Origin of the sequence: Leucobacter muris (assembly GCF_004028235.1) — a bacterium.
GTDB lineage: Bacteria > Actinomycetota > Actinomycetes > Actinomycetales > Microbacteriaceae > Leucobacter > Leucobacter muris.
In genome coordinates this window covers 73,260-98,191 of the sequence record NZ_CP035037.1, presented here as the reverse complement: position 1 = coordinate 98,191, position 24,932 = coordinate 73,260, and the positions used below count along the sequence as shown (strand labels likewise).

The following is a 24,932-nucleotide window of genomic DNA, read 5'->3' as shown; positions in this document are numbered from 1 at the left end:
CCGGGGCCGGCCGCGTCAGCGGCCCGAGGTCGCAGACGCGTCGAGGCCCCGCAGGATGATGGCGAGGCCCCGCTCGAACGATGCGTCGAGGTCGCGTTCGGGATCCGCCACCGCAGCCGCGTCCCTTCGGGGCAGCGCGGCAGGATCGATCAGCGCGCCGAGCGCCGCCGCCTGCCGGTGGGTCTGCGTCGACTGCGCGTGCCCGAAGGTGTAGAGCAGCAGCGTGCGCGCGCCGTCGGGCCCCACGAGCGCGGTCAGCCACCGCTCCACATCGGAGGCTCCGAGCCGGAACGCCGCAGCCGTCGCCACCACGTCGGCGCCGTCGCGCACCGCGAGCATCGCCTCGCGCAGCGCCATGCAGAAGGCGCGCGGATCGGCGGCGGGGCCCGCCGCCTGGGCGCCGGCCGCGCCCTCCGCGCCCTGAGCCGCTCCGCCGCCCAGCGCGACCGGGCCCACGATCTCGTCGGCCATGAGCGCGAGCAGGGTCTGCTTGTCGGGCACGTGATGGTAGAGCGCGCTCGGCTGCACGCCCAGCTCGGCGGCGACGCGGCGCATCGAGCAGTTCTCGAGCCCCTGGGCGTCGAGCACGCGCAGGCCGGCGGCGACCACGTCGGCGAGGCTGTTGCGCATTCCACCAGCCTACCGCTAACCTGAACACCGTTCACCAGAACACCGTTCAGGTTGCTGTCCCGAGCAGCGTCCGGCACCGCGCCGGGCCGTGCCCCGCGATCCCGATCCCCTTCCCGCCCCTCCGCGCCGCATCATCGAAGCGCGGCCCACCACAAGGAGCCAGAGTGTCCGCACCCGAGACCGCCGCCGTCGGCGCCGCACCGAAGCGCAACGTCGCCACCGACATCGCCCTCATCGCAACCTTCGCCGCCCTCATCGCGGTCTGCGCCCTGCTGCCTGCCATCAGCGTGGGCGGCGCCGTACCCATCACCCTGCAGACCTTCGCCGTGATCCTCGCCGGCGCCGTGCTCGGTGCGCGCCGGGGCTTCCTCGCCGTGCTGCTCTACCTGGCGGTCGGTGCGGCGGGACTGCCGGTGTTCTCGGGCGGATCCGCGGGCCTCGCGCCCTTCGCCGGCCCCTCGGTGGGCTACCTCGTCGCATTCCCGCTCGCGGCGCTGCTCGCGGGCTTCATCGTCGAGCGCCTGCCCCGCCGCAAGATCGCGACCAGCATCCCCCTCATCTTCGTGGCAGGCATCGTGTCGAGCTTCGTGTTCGTGCACCCGCTCGGCATCCTCGGCATGGCGTGGCGGGCCGACCTCACCCTGGGGCAGGCGTTCGTCGCCGACCTCGCCTTCTGGCCGGGCGACGTGGTCAAGAACATCCTGATGGCGCTCGTGGCCACGGCCGTGCACCGCGCGTTCCCGAGCCTGCTGCCGGCGCGCCGGCGCGCCTGAGAGCGCCCGGCCGCTCGGGCTTCCCACCCGTGTCTCGGTTCTCACCGGCATCTCGGATCGAAACTCGCACTCCGATCCGAAACACCGCCCGGCTCCGCACCCCGGGACGGCGCACAGCCGAAGACCCCGAGCCGGAGCCGATCCCCCACCAGAATCCCGTCAACACCGCATAGGATCGCCGAGTGATCGAACTGCGCAGCGCCACCGTGACCGCACCCGAGGGCCCGGTCACGATCCTGCACCCCGTCTCGCTCACGCTCACCGAGCGCCGCGTCTCGATCATCGGCGCGAACGGCTCGGGCAAGTCGACCCTCGCCCGGCTCGTCAACGGGCTCGTCGAGCCGAGCGCGGGGCAGGTCGTGATCACGGCGAGCGCCGCATCGAACGGCGGAGGCACGAGCGAGGCCGACGCAGCCCCGGGCGCGGCGGAGGCGAGCGCCGGGGCGCCGGATCCGCGCCCCCTCGACACCCGCCGCGACGGCGCCGCCGTGAGGCGCCGCGTCGGCTTCGTGTTCACCGACCCCGCCGCGCAGCTCATCATGCCGACCGCGATCGAGGACGTGATGCTCTCCCTGCGCCGCACCCATCGCGACAAGCGCGCCCGCCGGGAGGCCGCGCTCGCCGCACTCGACCGCTTCGGGCTCGCGCAGCTCGCCGATCGCAGCGTGCACACGCTCTCGGGGGGCCAGAAGCAGCTGCTCGCGATCGCGTCGGTGCTGGCGACCGACCCCGCGATCCTCGTCGCCGACGAACCCACGACACTGCTCGACCTGCGCAACGCCCGCATGATCGGCGACCTGCTCATGTCGCTGCCGCAGCAACTCGTGGTCGTGACGCACGACCTCGAGCTCTCCGCTCGGGCCGACCGCACCCTCGTCGTCGACGAGGGGCGCGTAGCGTTCGACGGCGCCCCCGCCGCAGCGATCGCCCACTACCGCGAACTGAGCGGGGCTCCGGCGGCATCGAGTGCGGCCGCAGGCCGCCCCTCGCCCGACGATCCCGCCCGGGAGCGACCGTGAGCATCCACTCGCCGCTCGGCGCCTACCTGCCGGGTTCGGGGCCCCTCCACCGGCTGCGGCCGGGCGCTAAGCTGCTCGGTCTGTTCGGGTTCGCGATCGCGGTGGTGTCGACGACCGGCGTGCCGCTCACCGCGGCGTGGCTCGGGATCGCCGTCGCCCTCGCGGTGCTCGCGGGGCTGCGCGGGCGCGACTTCTGGCGGGTCGCCCGCGGCTTCGCGCTGATCGCGGTCCCCCTCTTCGCGTTCCAGGCCTGGCAGCACGGCTGGGAGCGGGGCGCCGAGGTGGTCGGCGACCTCTTCGCGATGATCCTCGCCGCGAGCGCCGTCACCGCGAGCACCGCCGTCGAGGACATGCTCGACACGATCACCTGGGCGCTCGGGCCGCTGCGCCACCTCGGCGCGAAACCCGAGCGGGTGGCGCTGGCGTTCTCGCTCGTGATCCGCGCGATCCCGACCATCCTGGGCGTCGCGCGCGAGACGCAGTCCGCAGCGCGGGCCCGCGGGCTCGAACGGGATCCGCGCGCGCGCCTCATGCCGCTCGTGCTGCGCACCGTCGCGCACGCGCAGCTCACCGGCGAGGCTCTCTCGGCGCGCGGTGTCGGCGAGGACTGAGGGGCGCGCACTGTAGACGATGATGCGCGAGAAACGCCCTAGGCTGGAGGGCATGGCCGAGAACCCCCAGCATCCGGATCCCGACGCCGCAGCGCACCCGTCCGAGGCCGCAGACCGGGCCGAGGCCGCGATCCCTGCCGAGGTGCACCCCGACTACGCCAACGAGGCCGTGCGCGATGCCCTGCGCGAGCTGCAGCAGCAGCCCGACTACGAGCGACTCGCCGCCTTTCTGAACTCGCTGCGCGAGGGCTACCTCGTGGCCGACGTGACTGGCACCTCCTCGAAGAAGAAGGGGCCGCGGGTGCGCACCATCCGCTCCACGAAGGGCCAGCTCGTGCTGCCGCTCTTCACGTCGATGGCCGAGCTGCGCGCCGTCGCGCCCGCCGAGCGCCGCGCCGACAGCAAGGGCGTCATCATGCCCGCGCACGAGGCGATCGCGCTGATCCGCACCGACCGCTTCGTCGCAGCCGAGTTCGACAAGGCGGGCGCCTCGCTGGTCGTGCTGCGCAAGTACCTGGCGCTCGCCCTCGAAGAGGAGCCCGTCACCGCGGAGCAGCTCGAGCAGATGCGCTGAGCCGCGCCGGGTCGCCACCGTCGCCACGGCTCCGGGCCGCCGCCGACCGAGGCCCACGAACGACTGAGACCCGGAGTGCAGCGCACCCCGGGACCCCGATCGACGGCGGCAACGCCGCCGCCCGTGTGCTACTCCGCGGAGCCGACCTTGAAGGCGCGCACCACCTGCACGACACCCATCACGACCATCGAGATGCCGAGCAGCAGCCACAGGGTCACGGCCCCGAGCAGCGGCGAGAGCATGAGCGAGAGACCGGCGATGACGCTGATGATGCCGTAGATGACGGTCCAGGTCTTGTTGCCGCTCTGCTTGACGACCGTGAACGCCATCACGCCCTCGAAGAGCCACAGCACGCCGATGGTCACCGAGAGGAAGATCGCGAGCACCGCGGCGGTCGCGCCGAGGTTCACCATCATCACCACGCCGCCGATCACGTACAGCACGCCGAGCAGGATGTGGCCGGTGCGGGCCCAGCCGCCGAGCGCGCGGCTGAAGACCGCGGAGCCGATGTAGACGACGCCCACGACCAGGGCGTAGGCGGCCATCACGGCGGCGACGATCTGCATCGCGACCGCGCCCGTCTTGCCCGGGAACAGGATGATGAGCAGGCCCAGCACGATCGCGATCAGGCCGCCCACGCCGAAGGCGGTGCGCACGCCGTCGCCGGCGCGCTGCAGCAGGTTCGTTTCGGGTGAGGTCATGAGAACTCCTTGGGTGAGACAGCATCCGCACACGCGGCGCATACCCTTATCATGGCCCATCTGCGGTCGCGGCACTACTCCCCTCGGCCCGCTCCGGCCGCACCACACGGTTGCAGCGAGCTCGACGAACAGGAGGTCGGCGCGGCCGGCGACCCCGCCGACGCCTCAGCGGGTCTGCCCGCTGAACGTCCACTGAGTGCGCGGCACGCCCTCGACGGTGACCCAGGTGTCGGGGCGCTTGCCGTCGGGTCCGGTGCAGTGCTCGGCGACGACCTCATCGATGGCGATGGCCAGCCGCTCCGCGAACTGCGGATCCTGATGCAGACGATGCTCGAACATTTTCACGGTGACGAGTGGCACGGCGATTCTCCTTGTCTCTCGGGCCCGGGGCCCGGGCCGTAGCGGTGGGGGCGGGTGAACGGGCGGCCATGCGGGGCGCGGGTCGCGGAGCCTGCGCCCCGCGACCCGTGCGCCTCTACGACCAGACGCGGTCGAGACGGGCGCGGCGCTCGGCACGCGCCTCGAGCGCCTGCTCCATGGTCACTGGCACGAAGCGCACCCGGGTCCCCGGCGACATGCGCGCGAAGAGATCCATGTCGGCGCTGATGACCGTGCAGGCCTGCGCGTAGCCGCCCCCTGAGACCGCGTCGTAGTGCAGCACGATGGGCTGCGTACCACCGGGTATCTGGATCGAGCCCACGGGGTAGCCGGCGTCGGTGATGTTCGAGGGGTCCTGGCCCGCGCCGAAGGGCTGGGGCTCGTCCCTCCATGGCGCACCGGGCCCGTCGAAGCGCAGGCCCATGCGGTCGGCGACGGGAGTCAGGGTCCACTCGGCGCCGAGCAGGTTCCGCAGCCCCTCCTCGGTGAGCTTGTGGTCGTAGAGACCCGTCATCACGCGCACCTCGACCTGCTTCTCGTAGCTCGGCAGCAGATCGTCGGGCACGCGGTCGAGACGGGGCAGCGTCTGCTCGCGCGCCTCGCCCACGGGCAGTGCGTCGCCCGCGGCGAGCGCGCGGCCCTCGACGCCGCCGATGCGGCCGATGGGGTACGTGGAGCGGGAGCCGAGGGCCACTGGCACGTCGATCCCGCCCGCGACGGCGATGAAGAACTTGGTGCCGCCCCGGATCACACCGAACGAGAGTTCGTCGCCGGCCTGCAGCTCGATGCGAGCGTTCTGCTGCGCGGGCTCGCCGTTGACGAGCACGTCGACGGGCGCGCCCGTCACCGCGATCACGGCGGGGGCGTCGGTGGTGAGCTTCGGCCCGAGGTAGGTGCACTCGAGCACGGCGTCGTCGGGCGTGTTGCCGACGAGGCGGTTGGCGAGCGCCGACGAGTACTGGTCCATCGAGCCGCCCTGCGGGATGCCGTAGCGGTAGTAGCCGAAGCGCCCGCGATCCTGCACCGTGGTCGCGAGCCCGGGGGTGATGATCTCAAGCGACATCGAGGGCCTCCAGAAGTGAGCGATTGTGGCCCTCGAGGTCGGCGAGCGCCTCCGAGAGCGAGAACGTGACGGGTGCCTGCTTGTAGCGGTAGGTGCCGGCCTCGACCTGCGCCTGTATCTCGCGGTACTCGGCCTCGTCGACGGGGCGGTACTTCACCACGTCGCCGGTCTTGAACAGCACCGAGAAGTCGGCGAAGTCGGTGAGACGCTGCTCGGGGTCGTAGATGGGGGCCGGCGCGATGCCCAGCATCTGGTAGCCCCCGGCGCCGCGCACCGAGTAGTGCGCGGTGAAGCAGCCGCCGATGCCGACCGTGAGGGGAGGCGTGTCGGTGCGTGGGCTCAGGTACTTGGGCACCTCCAGCTGCTCCTCCTGCGGTGCGAGTTGGAAGAGGAACGGGAGGCCGGCGACGAAGCCCACCATCGACACCAGCCACGGGCGCTCGTGGTGGCGCCGGATGAACTCCTGCGCGTCGGCGAGACCGTTGACCGCCGCCGCGTAGTCGAGGTCGGTGCCGCTCGGGTCCTGGTGGTACCCCTCGCGGAATCGCTCCACCGTCTCGCGCGTGTAGGGGTCGTCGTACCAGACGGGCACCTCGACGATGCGGGTTTCGAGCACCCCGCCGGAGACCTGGCGAACGTCGGCCTCGAGTTCGCGCACCACCCGCTCGAGCTCGGTGTGGGCGAGCTCGTCGGGGTCGAATCGGATGAGCAGGGAGGCGTTGGCCGGGCAGATGTCGATGATGCCGGGCAGCTCGCGCTGCTCGAGGCCCATCGCGATCGAGTTCGAGACGAAATTCGCCTCGAGCGACATGTCCGGGGCGATCTCGACGAGCAGGAACTCGTCACCGCCCCAGGTGTAGCGCGCGTGGTCGGGCAGGGTCATGCTGATGCTCCCAACAGGCCGGGGACTGATTCGATGTAGGTGGTGTAGTGCTGCGCGGCCGAGAAGTCGTCGAGCGCCACGAGCCGCCGCATGAGCGGCACGGTGCTCTTGATGCCCGAGATCTCGACCTCGTCGAGGGCGCGAGCTGCGCGAGCGAGGGCGTGCTCCCGGTCGCGGTCCCAGACGATGAGCTTGCCGAGCAGCGAGTCGTAGAACGGCATGACGGTCTGGCCGGCGGAGAACCCGAAGTCGGCGCGCACGCCGGGCCCGCCCGAGAGCTCGAGGGCCTCGATGCGGCCGGGGCTCGGCATGAAGCTGCTGTCGGGGTCCTCGGCGTTGATGCGGAACTCGAAGGCGTGGCCCTCGAACTCGATGTCCTGCTGGGTGTAGCCGAGCCTCTCTCCGGAGGCGATGCGCAACTGCTCGCGCACGAGGTCGATGCCGGTGATGGCCTCGCTGATGGGGTGCTCGACCTGCAGGCGCGTGTTCATCTCGATGAAGGCGATCTCCTGGCGGTCGGGATCGTAGAGGAACTCGACGGTGCCGGCCCCCACGTACCTCGACTGGCGCGCGAGTTCGACAGAGGTGTCGCGCATGCGCTGCCGCAGGTCCTCGGGCAGGCCCGGTGCGGGCGCCTCCTCGATGACCTTCTGCTGGCGGCGCTGCATCGAGCAGTCGCGGTCGCCCAGGTGCACCCAGGTCTCTCCGTCGCCGAAGATCTGCACCTCGACGTGACGCGCCCGGGTGACGAACCGTTCGAAGTAGACCTCGTTCGAGTTGAACGCTGCCTGCGCCTCGGCCTGGGCGACCTCGACGGTGCCGCGCACCTCTGCGCGCGACTCGATGCGCCGGATGCCGCGTCCGCCTCCACCGGCGGAGGCCTTCACCACGAGCGGGTAGCCGATGCCATCGGCGATGCTCTCGATGTCGGCCGTGACGTCGAGCACGCCGTCGGTTCCCGCGAGCACGGGCACTCCGGCCTCGATGGCGGCCCGGCGGGCGCGCGACTTGTCGCCCATCAGCACGATGGTGTCCGGGTCGGGCCCCACCCAGACGAGTCCGGCGTCGGTGACCTTGCGGGCGAAGTCGGCGTTCTCGGAGAGGAAGCCGTAGCCGGGGTGGATCGCGTCGGCGCCCGTCTCGGCGGCGGCGGTGAGCACCGCCTCGTGGTTGAGGTAGCTCAGGCCCGCGGGAGCGGGCCCGATCACGACCGATTCGTCGGCGAGGCGCTCGGCGTTCGAGCCGCGGTCGGCCTCGCTCACCACCGCCACGGTGGCGATGCCCATCTCGCGGGCGGCGCGGATGATGCGCACCGCGATCTCGCCTCGGTTGGCGATCAGCAGTTTTTTCACAATGGCGCTCCTTTGCGGGCTGGCGTCGGGTGGGATCAGTCGATCGTCGCGATGACGTCGCCGGGGCCGACCATGCCGTTGTCGTCGACCTCGAACGACTGAATCGTGCCGCCGATCTCGGTGCGCACCTCGGTGAACTGCTTCATGATCTCGATGACGCCGATCGTCTGCCCGGTCTCGACGGTGTCTCCCACCTCGACGAACGGGGCCTTGTCGGGTGCTGGGCGGCGGTAGAAGATACCGGGAATCGGGGCGATGACCTGTGAACTCATGTGTTGTTCGCTCTCGAGATAGAGGGATAGATGGGATGGTGGGTGGTGTCGTCTACCGGTCGACGACCGCGCGCACGGCGGCGGTGACCTCGACGGCGTTGGGGGTGTCGGAGTGCACGCAGATGCTGCCGAACTCGATGGGCAGCTCGGTGCCGTCGACCGACACGATGACTCCGTCGTCGATGGCGCGCCGGGCCTTCTCGGCGGCCTGCTGCGGGTCGGTGGCGTGGGGCTGACGCAGGATGATGAGGCCGCCCTCGGAGTTGTAGTCGAGGTCGACGTAGAGCTCGCCCACGAACTCGACGCCCTCGCGCTCGGCGACGCGTTGGTGGGCGGATCCGGCGATCCCGAAGACCGGCACGCCGTAGTCGCGGGCGACTCGCACCGCTCCGAGCATCAGCTCCTCGTCCCGGGCGAGCATGCCGTAGAGCGAGCCGTGGGGCTTGATGTGGTTGAGAGGGAGTTCGTACTTCGTGAGGAAGCCGGTGAGCGCGCCCACCTGGTAGCGGATGAGATCCTCGACCTCCTGAGGCGTCAGCTTCATCTCGCGGCGGCCGAAGCCCACGAGGTCGGGCAGACCGGGGTGGGCGCCGACGCGCACGGCGTTCTCGTGCGCGAGCGAGACCGTGGTCTCCATGGCACCCGGATCGCCGGAGTGGAAGCCGCATGCGACGTTCGCGACGTCGATGAGTCGCATCAGCTCGGGATCGTTGCCGAAGGTGTGCAGGCCGAAGGCCTCGCCCATATCGGAGTTGACTGAGATCGCATCACCACGTTGTGCTGTCATGGCCTCAAAGCTACGCCCAGCCCGCAACGAACGTTATTATGCATACGCAAGAATCTTCCATTCGAATTTGTGCAGATGCGAAAGGGATCGAATGCGCGTCACCGACCTCCTCGCCGAGCAGTCCCTGCAACTGCGGCTCGAGACGCCGTCGAGCATGAAACGGCTGGGCCGCGAGATCGCCCGCTGCGCCCCCGCAGAGCACCTCGATCCAACGCCATACCTCGAGCCGAACGTCCTCGTGCTGACCTCGGGCATCGGCATGAACTTCACCGAGCCCAGCATCTGGGACGGCTACGTGGAGCGCCTCACCCGGGTGCCGGTCTCGGCCCTCGCCTTCGCGGTGGGCGTCGCCCACCGCGAACTGCCGAAGGGGCTCATCGAGGCGTGCGCTCGCCACGACGTGCCCCTGCTCGAGGTACCCACGACCGTGCCGCTGTTCAAGATCAACCAGCACGTCGAATACATGCTGCAGGCCGAGCGCATCGCCCTCACCGACCGGGGCTGGCGGCTCGCCGACGAGTGCGCGCGGCTCGCGAGCCAGGGCGCCGAGATCTCGACGCTGCTCGCTGCGATCCACTCCGTGCTCGAACTGCCGGTCGCCGTCTACGACGCCTTCGACTCCATCATCGCCCAGTACCCCACCACCGTCACCTGGCGCACCGGCGCGACCCGCGGCGCTCAGCCCGACGTCTTCAACCTCACCCTGCCGATGGGACTGCGCAACCCGTGCCAGCTCGCGGTGCGCCTGCTGCGGCCGTCGAGCGAGTTCGAGCCCCTGCTCACGCCCGTCACTTCGATCCTCGCCATGCAGCTCAACCGCTCGGTGACGGTCGATGCGAGCAGTCAGCAGGACATGCTGCGCTTCGTGAACCGCTGCGTCTCGTGGTCCGAGGCCACCCGCAACGACGTGGCCGGTGCGTTCCACGAGCTCGGCCTCAGCCGCGGCGCCGACACCGCGCTCGTGGTCGCCGACCTCGGCGGCGAGCACGCCGCCGCCGCCTGGCAGCTGCGCCTCGCGCTGCACGACGCCTTTCACGATGTGCGGGTGGCCGAGATCGACGACCGCCTCATCGCGCTCATGCAGTTTCCCCGCGACGGCATCGCCGAGGCCACCGCGCACCTGCTGGGCGTGCGGGCCGACCTGCCGCTCGTGCTGCGCGAACCCACCCACACCATCGACGAACTGCGCATCTCGCTGGTGCACGCCCTCGATCTGGTGCGCCACGCCGAGAAGCCCGTGGTGGCGCCGGCGCTCGGGCTCAGCGCCGTCGTGGCGGCAGCCGCGGGGCGCGGGGCGCGGGAGTCGGCCCACCGCTTCCTCGCGCCGCTGCTCGAGCACGACGAGAAGCGCAGCACCGAACTGCTGCCCACGCTGCGCGCCTGGCTGCGCAACGACGCGCAGCCCTCGCGCACCTGCGACGAGCTGTTCATCCACCGCAACTCGCTGGGCTACCGGCTCCGACGCATCGAACAGATCCTGAACATCTCTCTCGACACGCTCGACGGCAAGGCCACCTGCCTCATGGCGCTGCGCCTGGTCGAGCTCGAGCCGTACTGACGCACCGCGGCCCCGATGCGACGCGGGATCCCGCGACCCGCGATCCCGAGCGGCAAGGCGATCGCGCGGCGAGGCCGGGGCCTCGAGAACGGGGTTCTCGAGGCCGCCCGACCCCGCCGGGCTCGCCGGGGCCCGAGGGCACCGGCGAGGGGCTACTGCTGCGCGACGACCTTGATCAGGCCGGTGCGGCTCGTCGGGTGCGTCTTCCAGAGCACGGCGTAGATGACGCCAGCCGACACGGCCGTGAGGATCGGGCCCCACGTCGATCCGACGCCCGCCAGCTCGGGGTTGATCGAGCCGAGCTGCAGCATCACGAGGCCGATCACGGTCGCGATCGTCCAGGAGATCAGGCCGTTGCTGTTGAAGGCCCGATAGTGCTTGTCGCCGATCGCCGCGTGCTCCTGATTGCGGCCCTGATCGAGCAGCACGTGGGTCAGCGCGATCGCCACCCACGCCGTCACCAGCACGCCCTGCCACGCCAGAGCGAGCAGCAGATACTGCACGATGGGCAGCAGCATCAGCAGGTAGATGATCACCGACGAGACGAGCACCCACACGATGTTCGGCAGTCGCAGGCGCAGCACCCGCTCCCCGAATGCCCGCAGATTCGCAGCCCCGAGGTAGTAGTTCGCCGTGTTGATCCGGGTCTGCGAGGCGATGATCACGATGAGGCCGAGGATGCCCATCAGCGACACCATACCGCCGGCGATGCCGGTCTCGGAGACCTCGAGACCCGGGATGGTGAACGTGAGGAAGATGCCGACGAAGGCCGAGAATCCGTAGGCGAGCACGTAGAACAGCGGGCCGAAGGTGAAGCGCTGGTGGAACTTCACATCCTTGCGCTTGCCGAGCGCCGCGTAGTCCATGGTGAACATCATCATGATCCACACGCCCATGTAGCCGGCGAAGGTCGCGAGCCAGCCCGGGCCGCCCTGCGCGAACGGCAGCGGCACCTCGGGAGCGTGCGTGAGCCAGGCGTCGCCGAAGCCGTAGACGACGCCCGCCCAGATGACGGCGGCGACGAGGCCGAAGAAGTAGAGCGGCATCAGCCAGCCGTTGAGCTTGTCGAGGAAGCGGCGGGCGCCGCCGATGATGAGCGGCGTGGAGTAGATCACCACGATGAGGCTCCACATCCACATCTCGCCGCCGAACGCCGCCATGAAGGCGTAGGCCACGATCGAACCCTCGAACACGGCGTAGTAGATCGCGACGAGCGCGAAGATGATCGTCGCGATCGACGAGCCGGCGGTGCCGAGGATGGTGCGCGAGAACTGCGCCACCGTGGTGCGGTTGTTGATGGCGTAGCGCGACAGCACGGCATTGATGACGCCGTAGCAGATGATGGTCAGCACGATGCCGACGATGGCGTTCACCGTGCCGTAGGCGGCCGCCATCGCCGCGCCGATGTAGACGAAGAAGAACGCGCTGGCGACGCCGTACCAGGCCATCGCGAGCGATCCGCGAGTCATCTGGTCTTCGTCGTCGCCCTGTCGCGCGAGGGCGTCGGTCGCTTCGACGTCGTCGTTGCTCCCGGTCAGATTGAGGGTCACGATCATACCTCCATTGGTATTTCGGGGAGTGCCGCCGCGGGCGTCGTCGCGCGGAGGCGCGGCGGCGAGCACGGCTGCGGAAGGGGGGAGAATCCGCGTCGGCCGGAACCGGTGCGAAGCCGGGTCGGTGCTGCAGTCGATCGCACCGACATCTCATTTTTGTCAGGCGTGTCGCGGATCAGTATTGTGCAAGGGCCGGAAAATCAGCAGACTCCTTTGTCGTATGCATAAATCTCCGATCCGGCACCGACCGATCGTCGGCACGGGACGGGCTCCCCTCCGCGGAAGATCTCGGAAGACCGCGGTGCACGGTCGTCCGCTGTCGCCCGCAGAGGGGGCCGTCCGGATCCGGGCGAGGCGCCGCTCGCCTCGGACGGGTGGTCGCCCACCCGGTGGCCGGCCGCCGCGTCAGTCCCAGTGGCCGAGCGAGCGTCGCGCCATCTGCTCGCGATGCTGCCTCGTGGTCTCCTCGAAGAGCTCGCCGGTACCCCAGTCGAGGATGACGCCGTGCCGGCGGATCACGTCGAGCAGGTCGAGCTCGCCCGCCCGGTACCGCTCGGCCACCTCGCGCGGGTCGGACTCGAGCCAGGCCGTGCGGTTCTCGCGGATCCAGGCGCGCTTGGCGAGCGTCGCTTCGCGGTCGATCTCGTAGCGGTCGAGTTCGGGATCGATCGGCACGATGACCACGCCGTAGTCCTCTGCCGCCCGCTCGACGGAGACGTAGTCGTCGATGACGTCTTCGAGCACCTCGTCGGGGGTGCGGTCGAGCGGATCGCCGAAACCGCCGCCCCCGCCGAGGGGCGGTAGAAGGTGTCGCCCGGCTGCACCGGCACCGACGAGAAGATCGACCCGAGGAAGCGCTCGTTCTCGGTGTCGCGGTTGAGCCAGACGCCGTGCGGGATGGAGGGCAGGCCGCCCTCGATGCCCCAGGTGATCGAGCGGGCGCGGTCGCAGCAGTAGCTCATCACCGACGCGTCGGCGTCGGTGAGCGTGCCGCCCTTCTCGACGCCGCAGCCGCCGCGGAACCGGCCGGGCCCGCCCGAGTCGGTGCCGATCCGATGCATCGTGGTGAGCACGGGCGTGAGCCGCTCCTGCCCCTCGCACGCCTGCACCGCGAGGCCTACGCCGAACACGGGGGCGGTGGCGCTCGAGCCGTCCTTCGAGGAGCGGCCGCCCCAGCCGCCGGCCATCCAGTCGTACCACATGAAGTACGGCTTGTTCTCGCTGCGGGCGTCGCGCCCGCCGACGAGCAGGTACTCGAGGTTGAAGGCGCAGGCCATGGCGCGCTCGGGCATGAGCTGCGACCAGATCTCGAAGATGCCGTTCATGAGCTTCTCGTAGGGCCCCGAGCAGAAGCCGGTCACGGCGTACGGCCAGCCCGCGTTCACGACGGTGCCCTCGGGGCCGATGTCGGCCGTGACGGCCGCGTAGAAGCCCGAGTTGAGGGGCACGTCGGGGAAGAAGGTCTTGGTGCCCGCATAGATCGCCGAGAAGGTGGTGCCGTAGCCCGAGTTGAGGAAGGTGTCGACCACGTCGGCACTGCCCTCGAGGTTGTAGTGGATGCCCTCGCCGTCGAGCGTCATGCGGATCTTGACGGGCACGAGGCCCTCGGGCTTGCCGGGGTCGAGGTCGAGGTAGTCGACGGTCTCCCAGGTGCCCTGGGGCAGGTCGGCGAGGCGGCGGCGCACGGTGCGCTCGACGTAGTCCTGGGTCTCCTGCATCGCCAGTTCGACGGTGCGGGTGCCGTAGCGGTCGACGAGGCGCAGCACCTCGCGCTCGCACACCGCGGTCGCCTCGGACTGCGCGTGCAGGTCGCCGAGCGCCTGCTCGGGCGCGCGGGTGTTGGCGACGAGCAACTGGGCCACGTCGTGCAGGAAGACGCCCTTCGACCAGACGCGGATGGGGGTGATGCGCAGCCCCTCGCCGAAGTGCTCGGACGCCGAGACGTCGAACGATCCGGGCACCTTGCCGCCGATGTCGGCCCAGTGCCCCTTGTTCTGCGCGAAGGCGATGATGCGCCCCTCGGAGAAGACGGGCCGCACGAACGAGACGTCGTTGAAGTGCGTGCCGCCGCGGTACGGGTCGTTGATCGCGAACACGTCGCCCGGGTGGATGTCGTCTCCGAACTGCTCGATCACGGCCTTGGCCTGGAAGTGCAGCGTGCCCACGTGCACCGCGATGTCGCCGGAGCCCTGCATGACGGTGTTGCCGTGGGCGTCGCAGAGCGCCGACGAGAAGTCGCGGGAGTAGATGACGAACGAGTAGCAGGTGCGCAGGATCTGCTCGCTCATGAGGTCGACGCTGGTGGCGAAGGCGTTCTTCAGCACCTCGAACGTCACCGGGTCGAGTTCGGTCTGCCGCCCCACTGCGGGGGCGAGAGCGATGGTGTCACTCATCAGTTGATCTCCTCGAGGTGGATGCGGATGTTGAGCCACTCGTCGATCTCGGCGCGAGTGTACGGGGGCACGACGGTGGTCGAGTCGAGCTGGTTGATGATGGCCGGGCCCTGGAACGCCGTGCCCGCGGCGAGCGCGTCGCGGTCGTAGACGGGGGTGTCGAGCCAGCCGGTGACGCCGAAGTAGACGGGCCGGCGCTCGGCTGGCTCGCCGGGAGCCTGGGGCACGGGATCGGCGGGCCGGAACGAGGGCTTCGGGATCTTGCCGACCGCGCCGAGGTGCAGCTGGTAGACCTCGACGGGGGCGTCGTCCTGGCGGAACGCGAGCTCGCGCTCGTACTGCTCGTGGAAGGTGCGCACGGCCCGCTCGAGCGCGCCGGGTCCGGATCCCATGGGCACCTGCAGCGAGCGCCACTGGCCCTGGTAGCGCATCGAGATCTTGCGCTGCAGGATCGCGTTCTCCTCTGCGACGCCCTCGTGGCGCAGGCGCGCGGTGGCCTCGGTCTCGAGGGTGATGAAGGCCTGCTCGATGCCGTCCTCGTCGGCGCCGTTGTACATCTGCGCGAAGTCGTGCTGGATGTCGACGAGCAGGCAGCCCATGGCCGAGGTGACGCCCGGGTTGGGCGGCACGACGACCGTCGGGATCCCGAGTTCGCGGGCGACGTCGGCGCCGTGGAGGGCGCCGGCCCCGCCGAAGGCGAGCAGCGCGAAGTCGCGGGGGTCGTAGCCGCGGCGGATCGAGACGAGTCGCACGGCGTCGGCCATGTTGGCGTTCGCGACCGAGATGATCGCCTGGGCCGCTTCTTCGAGCCCCATGCCGAGGGGTTCGGCGATGACGCGGCGGATCGCCTGCTCGGAGAGGGAGCGGTCGAGCTGCTTCACCCCGCCGGCGAGCGAGGTGCCGAGCCGGCCGAGCACGACGTTGGCGTCGGTGTTGGTGGGCTGGTCGCCCCCGGTGTCGTAGCAGGCGGGCCCGGGGTCGGCGCCCGCCGACTGGGGGCCGTTGCGCAGCGAGCCGGCGATGTCGATGTGGGCGAGGGATCCGCCTCCGGCGCCGATGGTGAGCACCTCGATGGAGGGGAAGATGATGGGGTGGCCGTACTCGACCTGCCACTCCTGCGAGACGCGCAGCTCGCCGTCGGCGACGAGGGCGATGTCGGTGGAGGTGCCGCCCATGTCGAGGCTCACGGCGTTGTCGTAGCCGCACTGCTGGGCGATGTGCTTGGCCGAGATGGCTCCGGCGGCGATGCCCGAGGCGGCGAGCCGCACGGGGAACTTCTCGACGAGGCGCGGCGTCATCGACCCGCCGCCCGAGTGGAGCAGCAGCAGGTCGCCCCGGTAGCCGCCGTCGCGCAGACGGCCGGCGAGCCGGTTCACGTAGCCCGACACGAGCGGTGCGAGCACGGCGTTGGCGACGGCAGTGTTGAACCGCGGGTACTCGAAGATCTCGGGCAGCACCTCGGCCGAGGTCGAGACGGTGGCGTCGGGGATGACCTCTTCGAGGATCTCGCGCATGCGGGTCTCATGGGCCGCGTTGGCGTAGGAGTTGAGGAAGCAGACGGCGATCGTCTTCACGCCGCGGCGCAGCAGCAGTTCGGCCAGCCGGCGGGCCTCGGCCTCGTCGAGGGGCGTGATCGTGTTGCCGTTGTAGTCGATGCGCTCGCTCACCTCGAAGCGGTCGCGGCGGCGGATGTAGGGCGCGGAGACGTCGTTGTACGCGTCCCACAGGTCGTCCTTGGTGCCGTCGCGGATCTCGAGCACGTCGCGGAAGCCGCGCGTGGTGACGAGGGCGGCGGCGGGGAAGTTGCGGGTGATGAGCGCGTTGGTGGCGACCGTGGTGCCGTGCGAGAAGAGCGCGACCTCGTTCAGGTCGATCTCGCCCCGATCCACGCCGTTCATCACCGCGATCATGGGATCGGCCGGTGTCGATGGCACCTTCGTCACCCGCATCTGCTGGGTGTCGTCATCGAAGATGCAGACGTCGGTGAATGTGCCGCCGACGTCTACCGCGACGCGAATACTGCTCATGGGTCCTCCTGGATTCATCGTTGACTTCCGGATGCATCAACCCTCGTGCCCCTCAGGTCGGGGGGTCACTAGAGAATACGAAGGTTTGCGACGCCCTCATTGTAAAATTCACAAAAATCGCCGGTTTAACGTCCGGCAAACCTCCCGTTCACACAATCCGCACCGAGGATGGGGCGCAGGCGTGCCCGGCCACGAGCACTCGACGAAGAGAGGGGCGATCCGCATGCCCGACGAATCCGACACCGGCGCCGAGCTCGCCCGTCTCCGCACCCGACTCGACATCACCCACGCGCTGCTCGCCGCCGTCTCCTCGACCGACCCGGTGCGATCCCTCGCCTCCCGCGTGAGCACGCTCTGCCACGGCACCGCGATCATCTACGACTTCGAGGGCAGCGTGGTCGCGAGCACCGGCGAAGCGCCCGTGCAGCTCATCTGGAACGAGGTCTCCGCGACCAACCAGCGCGAGCTCGCCCTCGAGATCGGTCGCTGGCACGTGCGCACGCGCCGCGTCGCACTGCGCGACGGCGTGCACGTCATCGCGATCGCGAGCCGGGGGCCCGAGACGCTGGAGCAGATCGGCGAGCTGCTGCTCGACACCTCGGAGCGCCTGCTGGGGGCCGTGCACGGCATCCAGTACGGCGCCACCCAGCGCGACCGCCGAGACAACGAACAGCTCATCGCGGCGCTGCACGACGGCATCCTGCCGGCCCGCGAGCATCGCTTCTGGAGCCGGCTCGCCCAGTTCCGATTCCCCACCTACGCGAGCGTGCGGGCCGTCGAGCTCGCTCCGCTCGACGAGCCCTCGGCGTCCGAGGCGCACATCGCCCAGCTCGTCTCACGGGCCCGCTCCGACGACCTGCCGCTGCTCGTCATGCTGCGCCGCGTCGACATGGACGCGCCCGCCACGGTCGCGGCCCTCGTTCCCGCCTCGCACGCGAGCGAGCAGTGGCTCGCCGCCGTCTCTCGGCAATTCCTCACGGGCTCCTCGGCGCCGTCGCCCTCGCTCTCGGCGGTTCCCGAGTGCGTGCGCGAGGCCGAGACGGCGCTCGGCATCGCGCGGCAGTGGGCCGCCGCCGCGGAGGCGCCCCAAGACCTCGGCCCCGTGCTCATCGACCGCATCGACCTCTCGACCTGGCTGCTCTCGCACGTCGATCCGCGGCAGCTCCGGGAGCGGATCGACCGCACGCTCGCGCCGCTCGGCTCGCAGCAGCTGCGCGACACGCTCACGACCTACCTCGCCGCGGGCCAGAACGTGGCGGGCACGGCCGAGGCGCTCTTCCTGCACCCCAACACGGTGCGCTACCGCATCGGGCGCGTCGAGGAGGCGATCGGCGAGCCGCTCGCGTCGCCGTTCTCGCTGTCGAACCTCATCCTCGCGCTGTACCCGGAGATCATCGGCCGCCGGGCTGAGCTCGGAGAGGGGCGCACCCCCGGCTCCCTCGCCCCGTGAGCCCGTCGCGGGGCCGGGCGCGCCGGCCTCGCGCCCGCGACCGGCCCCGGAAGCGGGTGCCGGGCCTAAGCTGGGGGCGGAGGGCGCCGACGGGGCGCCCGGTCACGCATCGAGGAGGATCATGAGCACCGGATCGCGCAGCGAGGTACAGCTCGAGAACGAGCACTTCCGCGTCACGAAGTGGACCATCGAACCGGGCGGGGCGATCCCGATGCACCGGCACGAGCACGAGTACGTCGTGGTGCCGCTCGTGACCGACACGATGCACGTCGCGAACGCCGACGGCAGCGAGATCGTCGCCGAGCTCGTGGCGGGCCGCAGCTACACGCGCCCCTCCGGCGCGGAGCACCGCATCGAGAACCGTGGCGACGCCGCCGACGTGGTCTTCGTCGAGGTGGAGAAGCTCTCGTGAGCGCGCAGGCGGGCGGGTCGGTCGTGGTGCGGCCCGTGATCGAGGGCGATCGCGAGGCCTGGGGTGCGCTCTTCCGCGGCTACCGCGACTTCTACGAGAAGACGCACGATCCCGCGGTGGTCGACACCGTGTGGGGGTGGCTGATGGATCCCGCGCACGGGACGCGCGGCCTCGTCGCCGAGCTCGACGGGCGGCTGGTCGGCATGGGGCATTTCCGCAGTTTCGCGCGACCGATCATCGGCGAGCAGGGGCTCTACCTCGACGATCTCTTCACCGTGCCCGAGGCGCGCGGCACGGGCGCGGGATCCGCGATCCTCGCCCGCCTCGCCGAGATCGCGCGCGACGAGGGCGCTTCGGTGGTGCGCTGGATCACGCATGAGAGCAACACGACGGCGCGCAGCCTCTACGACCGGGTCGCCCGGCAGACCCCCTGGGTCACCTACGACCTGGCGCCCGCGGAGTAGCCGCATCCGTCGTGCAGCGGGTCCCGCCCCGAGCGGGAGGCACCGGCCGGTCGCATCCGTTCCGCGCGCGATTCACCGCGCCTCGGGCGGCCGGGCCGCGAGCTGGGCCAGGCACCCACCGATGAGCCGGCCGATGCGCTCGAGCAGCGGCAGGGGCTCGCGCATGCACCGCTCGGCGTCGGGCTCGATCGAGACGAGCTCGAATACCTCGCGGAAGCCCGCCGCGACGGCGCGCTCGCGAGGCAGGGCGCTGGATCCGCACACGAGCACCACGGGCGCGCCGCCCGCGCGCGCCGCGACGCCGGCCGGGGCCTTGCCGCTGAGCGTCTGCTCGTCGAGCCGCCCCTCGCCCGTGATCACGAGATCGGCCCCCGCCACCGCGGCGTCGAAGCCCAGCAGGTCGAGCACGAGATCGATGCCGGGGCGCAGCTCGCCGCCCAGCACCGCGAGCGCGGTGAAGCCGAGCCCGCCCGCCGCGCCGGCGCCCGGCCGCCCCGTCCACTCCCCCGGCGCCGCGCCGAGCCCGCGCTCGACCAGGGCCCCGAAACGGCCGAGACCGGCGTCGATCTCGGCGATGCGCTCGGGCGGCAGCCCCTTCTGCGGACCGTAGACGGCGGCCGCGCCGTCGTCGCCGCAGAGCGGGTTCGTGACGTCGGATGCGACGAGGATCCGCGCCCCGGCCAGACGGGGGTCGAGGCCGGCGGTGTCGATCCGGGTCGCGTGCGAGGCGCCGGCACCGCCCGGCCCGACCGGCGCGCCCACCGCGTCGAAGACGCCCAGGCCGAGCGCGGTCAGCATGCCCGCGCCGCCATCGGTCGTCGCGCTGCCGCCCAGGCCGAGCACGATGCTGCGCGCTCCGGCGTCGAGCGCCGCGGCGATCAGCTGACCCGCCCCCGCGCTCGTGGCGACGGTCGCGTCGAGGGCACCCGATCCCAGCGCGTGCCGATCGACGAGGTGCAGCCCGCAGGCCTCGGCGACCTCGATCACCGCGGTTCGGGCACCGGGGTCGAACGCGAAGCGGGCCTCCCGCGGCTCGCCGTACGGGCCCGTGACGGAGCAGCGGCGCTCGTCGAATCCGGGCGCCGCGGCGGTCGCCGAGGAGGAGGAAGCAGCGGCGGCGAGCGCCGCGTCGACCGTGCCGTCGCCGCCGTCGGCGACCGGCAGCACGTCGACCTCGGCGCCCGACCGCTCGGCGAGGATGCCGCGGCGCAGCGCCCCGGCCACCTCGAGCGCCGTCGCGGAGCCCTTGAACTTGTCGCAGGCGACCAGCACGCGCGGCGCAGCGACTCGGGCCCCGCTCACGCGTCCGGAGCGGCCCGGTCGCCGCTCTCGCCCGCGCCGGCTGCGTGCTCGCCGCGCCGCGCCGGGGCGCCCGGGTCCCGCAGCCGCTCGGTGCCCTCGGTCGCCGCGGTGCGCCCGTGCGCCACCGCGTGCCCCTCGGCGTCGACCGCGACGAACACGATGCGGTCGAGGGTGAGCACCTGCTGACCGGTCACGGCGTTCTCGACGCGGCAGCTCAGCGTGATCGAGGTGCGCCCGAAGGCCGCCACCCGGTACTCGAGCTCGAGCAGGTCGCCGCGGTCGGCGCGCGCCGAGAAGTCGATGGCCGACATGTGCCGGGTCACCACGTCGATCGTGCCGAGCTGCGCCACGGCGACGATCGCGGCCTCCTCGTCGACCCACTGCAGCAGCCGGCCGCCGAACAGCGCCCCGTGCTGGTTGAGATCCTCGGGCTTGACCCACTTGCGCACCACGTGCCGGTACTCGCTCATACCCTCAGCCTACGCGGGCGCGCCGCGCGCCCCGACGTGCGGCGCGGCGCGCGACGGGCCGATCCGTCGCGGCTACAGCACGCTCCGCAGGAAGGCTCTCGTGCGCTCGCTGCGCGGTTCGTCGAAGACCTGCTCGGGCGAACCGGACTCCTCGACGACGCCCTCGTCCATGAACACCACCGTGTCCGCAGCGCTGCGCGCGAAGCCGATCTCGTGCGTGACGACCACCATCGTGGTGCCGTTGCGCGCGAGATCCCGCATCACGGCGAGCACATCGCCGACGAGTTCGGGGTCGAGCGCGGACGTCGGTTCGTCGAACAGCATGATCTTGGGTTTCATCGCGAGCGCCCGCGCGATCGCCACGCGCTGCTGCTGCCCGCCCGACAGCTGGGCCGGGTAGTGGTTCGCCCACTCCTGCAGACCGACCTGCTCGAGCAGGGCGAGCGCCTCGGAGCGCACCTCGCCCCGCGGTCGTCTCGCAACGCCGATCGGAGCCTCCATGATGTTCTCGAGCGCGGTCTTGTGCGGAAAGAGGTTGAACCGCTGGAACACCATGCCGATCTTGCGGCGCTGCTTGGCCACGTCGCGCGGATGCAGCTCGTGCAGCTCGCCGTGCCGCTCCCGGTACCCGACGAGGTCGCCGTCGACGACGATGCGGCCGCCGTTGATGGTCTCGAGATGGTTGATGCAGCGCAGCAGCGTCGACTTGCCCGATCCCGAGGGGCCGAGCAGGCACGTCACCTCGCCGTGCCGCACGTCCATGTCGATGCCCTTGAGCACCTCGAGGTTGCCGAAGCGCTTGCGCACGCCGCGCAGCTGCACGAGCGCCGTGTCGTCGAGCGCGGCCGTCGAGCGCGGGGCGTCGAGCCCGGTCGCGCCGGCGGCGTCATCCGGGGGAAGGAGATCAGACATGGTTGCTCGCCTTTCGCTTGCGCTTGTGCTCGCGCTGCACCTGGATGCTCCCGGTGTACTCGCGCGCCTTCTGCAGCAGGGTCTGCGGTTGGTTCTTCGTGCTGCCCCGGCCGAAGTGCCGCTCGAGGTAGTGCTGCGGCACGGAGAGCACCGAGACGATCGCCAGATACCAGATGCTGACGACGATGAGCAGCTCGACCTGGCGCAGGTTCTGCGCCGAGATCTGGGTGGCCTGCGTGTACAGCTCGAGCACCGCGATCAGCGAGAGCAGGGAGGTGTTCTTGATCATCGAGATGAGCTGGTTGCCCATCGGCGGGATGATCACGCGCATCGCCTGCGGCAGCAGGATCTTCAGGAAGCAGTACGCGGGGCTCATGCCGAGCGACGCCGCCGCCTCCCGCTGGCCCTCGTCCACCGAGAGCATGCCCGACCTCACGATCTCCGAGGAGTAGGCCGCCTCGTTGAGGGTGAGGGCGATGATCCCGGCCACCAGGGCGGTGATGAGGGTGTTGGTGTCGGCCTGGAAGAACACGATGTCGGTGAAGGGGACGCCGACGGTGATCTTGTCGAATATCAGGCCGAAGTAGCCCCAGATCACGATCTGCACCAGCAGCGGCGTGCCGCGGAAGGCCCAGACGTAGACCGCCGCGAACGCGACGAGCACGGGGTTGCCCGACATGCGCATCGCCGCGATGATGACCGCGAGCAGCGCGGCGCACGTCATCGAGATCACGGTGATGACGAGGGTGAGCTGCACCCCCGAGAGGATCCTGGGGTTGAAGAGGTACTCCCCGATGGTGGGGAAGTCGATGTTCTCGTTGGTGGCGATCGCCTGCACGAACGCCACCAGCAGGATGATGAGGAACGCGGCACCGATCCACCGCCCGGGGCGCCGCAGCGGCCGTACCGCGTTGTCGAACTCTCTGCTCGGAGCAGGGGGTGCCATGTTCTGTCCCTCCCCGTCTCTTACTCGTCGGCCGCGTTCACGAGCGCCTCGTCGAGCGCGAGCGAACCGAGGCCGTGCTCCTCGAGGATGCGCTGGTAGACGCCCTGGTCCATGAGGCTCTGCATCGCCGCCTGCAGCGCGTCCGTGAGCTCCGTGCGCTCCTTCAGCAGGCCGAACCCGCTGTACACGGGGTTGAAGCCCTGAGGGTTCTGCGGGTCCTCGACCAGCTCGAAGTGCTCTCCGTCGCCCGCCGTCGCGGCGGTGAAGGCCGCGACCGGCGCGTCGACGATGTACGCCTGCGCGCGCCCGGCGCGCAGCGCGGTCTGGGAGTCCTGGGCCACGGGCAGCGCCTGCACGTCGATCCCCTCCTTGCCATCGGCGATGCACTCCTCGGAGAGCTGCTGGAGCAGCTCGGCCTGCAGCGTCGACTTCTGGGTCGACGCGCTGTGCCCGCAGAGGTCGGTGAGGGTGTTGATGCCCTCGGGGTTGCCCTTGGCGACGACGATCGCGAAGCCCGCCTTGATCTCCTCGATGAAGTTCAGGGTCTGCTGGCGCTCCTTCGAATCGTTCATGCCCATCATGATCAGGTCGTGCCGGTCGGACTGCAGCGAGGGGATCACCGACTCGAACGGCTGATGGTTCACCTCGACGTCGATCCCGAGGGTCTGGCCGAGCGCGAGCGCCATGTCGACGTCGACTCCGACCAGCTCGTCGGCGTCGTTGTACTCGACGAACGGCGGGTAGGGCACTCCCATGGCGATGCGGATCGCGCCCCGGTCGAGCACGTCGTCGGGCAGCAGCGCGGCGGCGGCCTCGTCGGCCTCGACGTCGAACTGCGCGGTCGCCGTGAGGGGCAGACCGCCCGGCACGGTCTCGGCCCCGTCGGCGCCGGTCTCGCCGGAGGCGGTGCCTCCGCCGCTGCACGCGGTGAGGGCGAGCGCCCCCACGGCCAGTGCGGTCAGGGTGCGCGTCATCCGTGTCGTTCTCATGCTTTCGTTCCTTTCGTTCCACGGGACTTCGGTGTCCCGTCGTGCTGTACTCGAGGGTGTTGCGGGTTGGTCTGGTTACGGCCCTCGCCGAGCGCCGTCCTCGGCTGGGCGCCGCCTCGTCCACTCGAGCGCGGGGGCGTGGGGGGCGATCAGGTCTTCGTAGCTCTGACCGCGCACCACCACGCTGGGCTCCCCCCGCAGGCAGAAGACCATCGGGGGGTGCAGGGCGCCGTTGTAGTTGTTCACGAACGTGAAGCCGTACGCCCCGGTGCCGGCGATCGCGACGGTGTCGCCGCGACGCGGCGCCGGCAGCGGCGCCCGATCGACGAGCAGGTCGCCCGATTCGCACTGGCGTCCGACCACCTGAGCGATCGTATCGGGGGTTTCGGCCACGCGCTCCGCGATCACCGCGGTGAATCGGTCGTCGGTGAGCGCGATGTTGATCTGATCCGACATGCCCCCGTCGACCGCGACGAACGTGCTGTTCGAGCGCTTCACGTTCCGCACGCCGTAGAGCGTGACCCCGCTGCGCGAGACCAGGGACCTCCCTGGTTCGATGAGCAGCTCGGCGGTCGCCGGAAGCGCTTCGCGCGCCGCGGCGGTGACGGCGTCGAGGTACTGCTCGATGGTCGGCGCGTCGTCATCATCGGAGTAGTTCACGCCCAGTCCGCCACCCACGTTGTAGATGTCGAAGGCGCCGAGACCGGCGACGACCCTCAGCGCTTCGACGAACGGAGCGGTCTCGAGGATCTGCGAGCCGATGTGCACGTGCACGCCCCGCACCCGGATGCGCGGGTGGTCCCGCAGCCGCTCGACGGTCTCGCGGGTCTGCGCGAGGGTCAGGCCGAACTTCGATCCCCGCCCTCCGGTGGCGATCGAGGGGTGGGTGTTCGCGTCGATCTCGGGCAGCACCCGGAGCAGCACGTCCTGGCGACCGCCCTCGATCTCGCTCAGCATCTCGATGTCGGTGGGGTTGTCGACCACCACGAGCCCCGCGCCGACGCTCTTGGCGAGCCGCAGCTCAGCCTCGCTCTTGGCGTTGCCGTGCAGCACGAGTCGGCCCGGTTCGACGCCGGCCGCGAGCGCGAGCCGCAGTTCGCCTTCGCCCACGACGTCGACGAGCAGCCCCTCCTGCTGGGCGACGGCGTACGCCGCGACGCAGGGCAGCGACTTCGAGGCGAAGCAGACCCGGGAGCGCGCCCACCGGCTCGACAGCCCTTCCCGGTACCGGCGCATCGTGTCGCGCAGCCCCTGCTCGTCGATCGCGTAGAGGGGGGTGCCGAACTCCCGCGCCAGCTCCGGAACCGAGCAGCCTCCGACGACGAGCTCGCCGTCCGGCCCGATGGAGCTGTGGATCGGGAGCACTCGTGCAAGGTGCGCTGGCAGGGTGTGCGGCGTCATCGCGGCGACCTC

The 24,932-nt window shown here is 70.8% G+C and carries 24 protein-coding genes and 1 pseudogene; 8 read left to right on the top strand and 17 right to left on the bottom strand.

The annotated features are described in order from the left end of the window. Positions 1-15: 15 nt before the first annotated feature. Positions 16-630, bottom strand: coding sequence for a TetR/AcrR family transcriptional regulator (locus Leucomu_RS00460; protein WP_128385991.1), 615 nt, complete (start codon positions 628-630; stop codon positions 16-18). A gap of 164 nt (positions 631-794) precedes the next feature. On the opposite strand from Leucomu_RS00460, the gene Leucomu_RS00455 reads away from it, so the two are divergent. The 4 genes from Leucomu_RS00455 (at position 795) to Leucomu_RS00440 (ending at position 3,607) form a co-directional block, all read left to right on the top strand. Then, complete coding sequence (locus Leucomu_RS00455; protein WP_128385990.1) at positions 795-1,403, top strand: biotin transporter BioY; 609 nt, start codon at positions 795-797, stop codon at positions 1,401-1,403. 182 nt (positions 1,404-1,585) lie between these two features. Beyond that, a complete protein-coding gene (locus tag Leucomu_RS00450) occupies positions 1,586-2,422 on the top strand; it encodes an energy-coupling factor ABC transporter ATP-binding protein (RefSeq protein ID WP_128385989.1) in 837 nt (278 codons plus the stop codon). Beyond that, positions 2,419-3,033, top strand: a complete 615-nt coding sequence (locus tag Leucomu_RS00445) for an energy-coupling factor transporter transmembrane component T family protein (protein WP_128385988.1) — start codon at positions 2,419-2,421, stop codon at positions 3,031-3,033. The genes Leucomu_RS00450 and Leucomu_RS00445 overlap by 4 nt, the downstream gene beginning before the upstream one ends. A 52-nt stretch (positions 3,034-3,085) precedes the next feature. Next, entirely contained in the window at positions 3,086-3,607 is a 522-nt protein-coding gene (locus Leucomu_RS00440) for an SseB family protein (protein WP_128385987.1), read from the top strand. A gap of 128 nt (positions 3,608-3,735) precedes the next feature. Here the strand turns inward: Leucomu_RS00440 and Leucomu_RS00435 are convergent, their stop codons facing one another. The 7 genes from Leucomu_RS00435 to pxpA form a co-directional block, all read right to left on the bottom strand. Next, on the bottom strand, positions 3,736-4,308 hold the full coding sequence (locus Leucomu_RS00435; RefSeq protein WP_017884187.1) for an HdeD family acid-resistance protein: 573 nt from the start codon (positions 4,306-4,308) through the stop codon (positions 3,736-3,738). A gap of 165 nt (positions 4,309-4,473) precedes the next feature. Next, positions 4,474-4,668: a tautomerase family protein gene (locus tag Leucomu_RS00430; RefSeq protein WP_128385986.1), complete on the bottom strand. Its 195-nt coding sequence runs from the start codon at positions 4,666-4,668 to the stop codon at positions 4,474-4,476. A 115-nt stretch (positions 4,669-4,783) separates the two neighbouring features. Next, positions 4,784-5,749 carry a 5-oxoprolinase subunit C family protein gene (locus Leucomu_RS00425; RefSeq protein ID WP_128385985.1) on the bottom strand — a complete coding sequence of 322 codons (966 nt, stop codon included), beginning with the start codon at positions 5,747-5,749 and terminating at the stop codon, positions 4,784-4,786. Continuing rightward, positions 5,739-6,632 carry a 5-oxoprolinase subunit B family protein gene (locus tag Leucomu_RS00420; protein WP_128385984.1) on the bottom strand — a complete coding sequence of 298 codons (894 nt, stop codon included), beginning with the start codon at positions 6,630-6,632 and terminating at the stop codon, positions 5,739-5,741. Before Leucomu_RS00420 ends, Leucomu_RS00425 begins: the two co-directional genes overlap by 11 nt. Next, the gene (locus Leucomu_RS00415) at positions 6,629-7,984 is read right to left on the bottom strand and encodes an acetyl-CoA carboxylase biotin carboxylase subunit (protein ID WP_128385983.1); all 1,356 of its coding nucleotides are present in this window, start codon (positions 7,982-7,984) and stop codon (positions 6,629-6,631) included. Before Leucomu_RS00415 ends, Leucomu_RS00420 begins: the two co-directional genes overlap by 4 nt. Positions 7,985-8,019: 35 nt before the next feature. Further along, a complete protein-coding gene (locus tag Leucomu_RS00410; RefSeq protein ID WP_017884182.1) occupies positions 8,020-8,256 on the bottom strand; it encodes an acetyl-CoA carboxylase in 237 nt (78 codons plus the stop codon). Between the two features lie 52 nt (positions 8,257-8,308). Then, positions 8,309-9,043, bottom strand: coding sequence for a 5-oxoprolinase subunit PxpA (pxpA, locus tag Leucomu_RS00405; RefSeq protein WP_031290054.1), 735 nt, complete (start codon positions 9,041-9,043; stop codon positions 8,309-8,311). 91 nt (positions 9,044-9,134) lie between these two features. On the opposite strand from pxpA, the gene Leucomu_RS00400 reads away from it, so the two are divergent. Continuing rightward, positions 9,135-10,601, top strand: coding sequence for a PucR family transcriptional regulator (locus Leucomu_RS00400; RefSeq protein WP_164884478.1), 1,467 nt, complete (start codon positions 9,135-9,137; stop codon positions 10,599-10,601). Positions 10,602-10,753: 152 nt separating this feature from the next. On the opposite strand, the gene Leucomu_RS00395 is transcribed toward Leucomu_RS00400, so the two are convergent. The 3 genes and pseudogenes from Leucomu_RS00395 to Leucomu_RS00385 all read right to left on the bottom strand — a co-directional run bounded on the left by Leucomu_RS00395 (position 10,754) and on the right by Leucomu_RS00385 (position 16,574). Beyond that, complete coding sequence (locus Leucomu_RS00395; RefSeq protein WP_017884179.1) at positions 10,754-12,157, bottom strand: purine-cytosine permease family protein; 1,404 nt, start codon at positions 12,155-12,157, stop codon at positions 10,754-10,756. Positions 12,158-12,559: 402 nt separating this feature from the next. Then, positions 12,560-14,547, bottom strand: a pseudogene (locus Leucomu_RS00390) (hydantoinase B/oxoprolinase family protein). Then, positions 14,547-16,574 (bottom strand): hydantoinase/oxoprolinase family protein, encoded by a 2,028-nt coding sequence (locus Leucomu_RS00385; protein ID WP_128385981.1) that lies wholly within the window; start codon positions 16,572-16,574, stop codon positions 14,547-14,549. Before Leucomu_RS00385 ends, Leucomu_RS00390 begins: the two are co-directional and overlap by 1 nt. A 223-nt stretch (positions 16,575-16,797) precedes the next feature. Between Leucomu_RS00385 and Leucomu_RS00380 the strand changes: the two genes are divergently transcribed. The 3 genes from Leucomu_RS00380 to Leucomu_RS00370 all read left to right on the top strand — a co-directional run bounded on the left by Leucomu_RS00380 (position 16,798) and on the right by Leucomu_RS00370 (position 18,900). After that, a complete protein-coding gene (locus Leucomu_RS00380) occupies positions 16,798-18,024 on the top strand; it encodes a PucR family transcriptional regulator (protein ID WP_228407143.1) in 1,227 nt (408 codons plus the stop codon). A gap of 121 nt (positions 18,025-18,145) precedes the next feature. Then, the gene (locus Leucomu_RS00375) at positions 18,146-18,436 is read left to right on the top strand and encodes a cupin domain-containing protein (protein WP_128385980.1); all 291 of its coding nucleotides are present in this window, start codon (positions 18,146-18,148) and stop codon (positions 18,434-18,436) included. Continuing rightward, the gene (locus tag Leucomu_RS00370) at positions 18,433-18,900 is read left to right on the top strand and encodes a GNAT family N-acetyltransferase (RefSeq protein ID WP_017884174.1); all 468 of its coding nucleotides are present in this window, start codon (positions 18,433-18,435) and stop codon (positions 18,898-18,900) included. The genes Leucomu_RS00375 and Leucomu_RS00370 overlap by 4 nt, the downstream gene beginning before the upstream one ends. Before the next feature lie 72 nt (positions 18,901-18,972). Here Leucomu_RS00370 and Leucomu_RS00365 read toward each other — a convergent pair whose 3' ends face one another. The 6 genes from Leucomu_RS00365 to lysA form a co-directional block, all read right to left on the bottom strand. After that, positions 18,973-20,202 (bottom strand): glycerate kinase, encoded by a 1,230-nt coding sequence (locus Leucomu_RS00365; RefSeq protein ID WP_228407141.1) that lies wholly within the window; start codon positions 20,200-20,202, stop codon positions 18,973-18,975. Then, on the bottom strand, positions 20,199-20,672 hold the full coding sequence (locus tag Leucomu_RS00360) for an acyl-CoA thioesterase (RefSeq protein WP_128385979.1): 474 nt from the start codon (positions 20,670-20,672) through the stop codon (positions 20,199-20,201). The genes Leucomu_RS00365 and Leucomu_RS00360 overlap by 4 nt, the downstream gene beginning before the upstream one ends. Positions 20,673-20,744: 72 nt before the next feature. Continuing rightward, positions 20,745-21,584 carry an amino acid ABC transporter ATP-binding protein gene (locus Leucomu_RS00355; protein ID WP_017884171.1) on the bottom strand — a complete coding sequence of 280 codons (840 nt, stop codon included), beginning with the start codon at positions 21,582-21,584 and terminating at the stop codon, positions 20,745-20,747. Next, complete coding sequence (locus tag Leucomu_RS00350; RefSeq protein ID WP_017884170.1) at positions 21,577-22,530, bottom strand: amino acid ABC transporter permease; 954 nt, start codon at positions 22,528-22,530, stop codon at positions 21,577-21,579. The genes Leucomu_RS00355 and Leucomu_RS00350 overlap by 8 nt, the downstream gene beginning before the upstream one ends. Before the next feature lie 20 nt (positions 22,531-22,550). Beyond that, positions 22,551-23,519 (bottom strand): ABC transporter substrate-binding protein, encoded by a 969-nt coding sequence (locus Leucomu_RS00345; protein WP_031290051.1) that lies wholly within the window; start codon positions 23,517-23,519, stop codon positions 22,551-22,553. Positions 23,520-23,594: 75 nt separating this feature from the next. Further along, a complete protein-coding gene (gene lysA / locus Leucomu_RS00340; RefSeq protein WP_228407139.1) occupies positions 23,595-24,920 on the bottom strand; it encodes a diaminopimelate decarboxylase in 1,326 nt (441 codons plus the stop codon). Between the last annotated feature and the right edge of the window lie 12 nt (positions 24,921-24,932).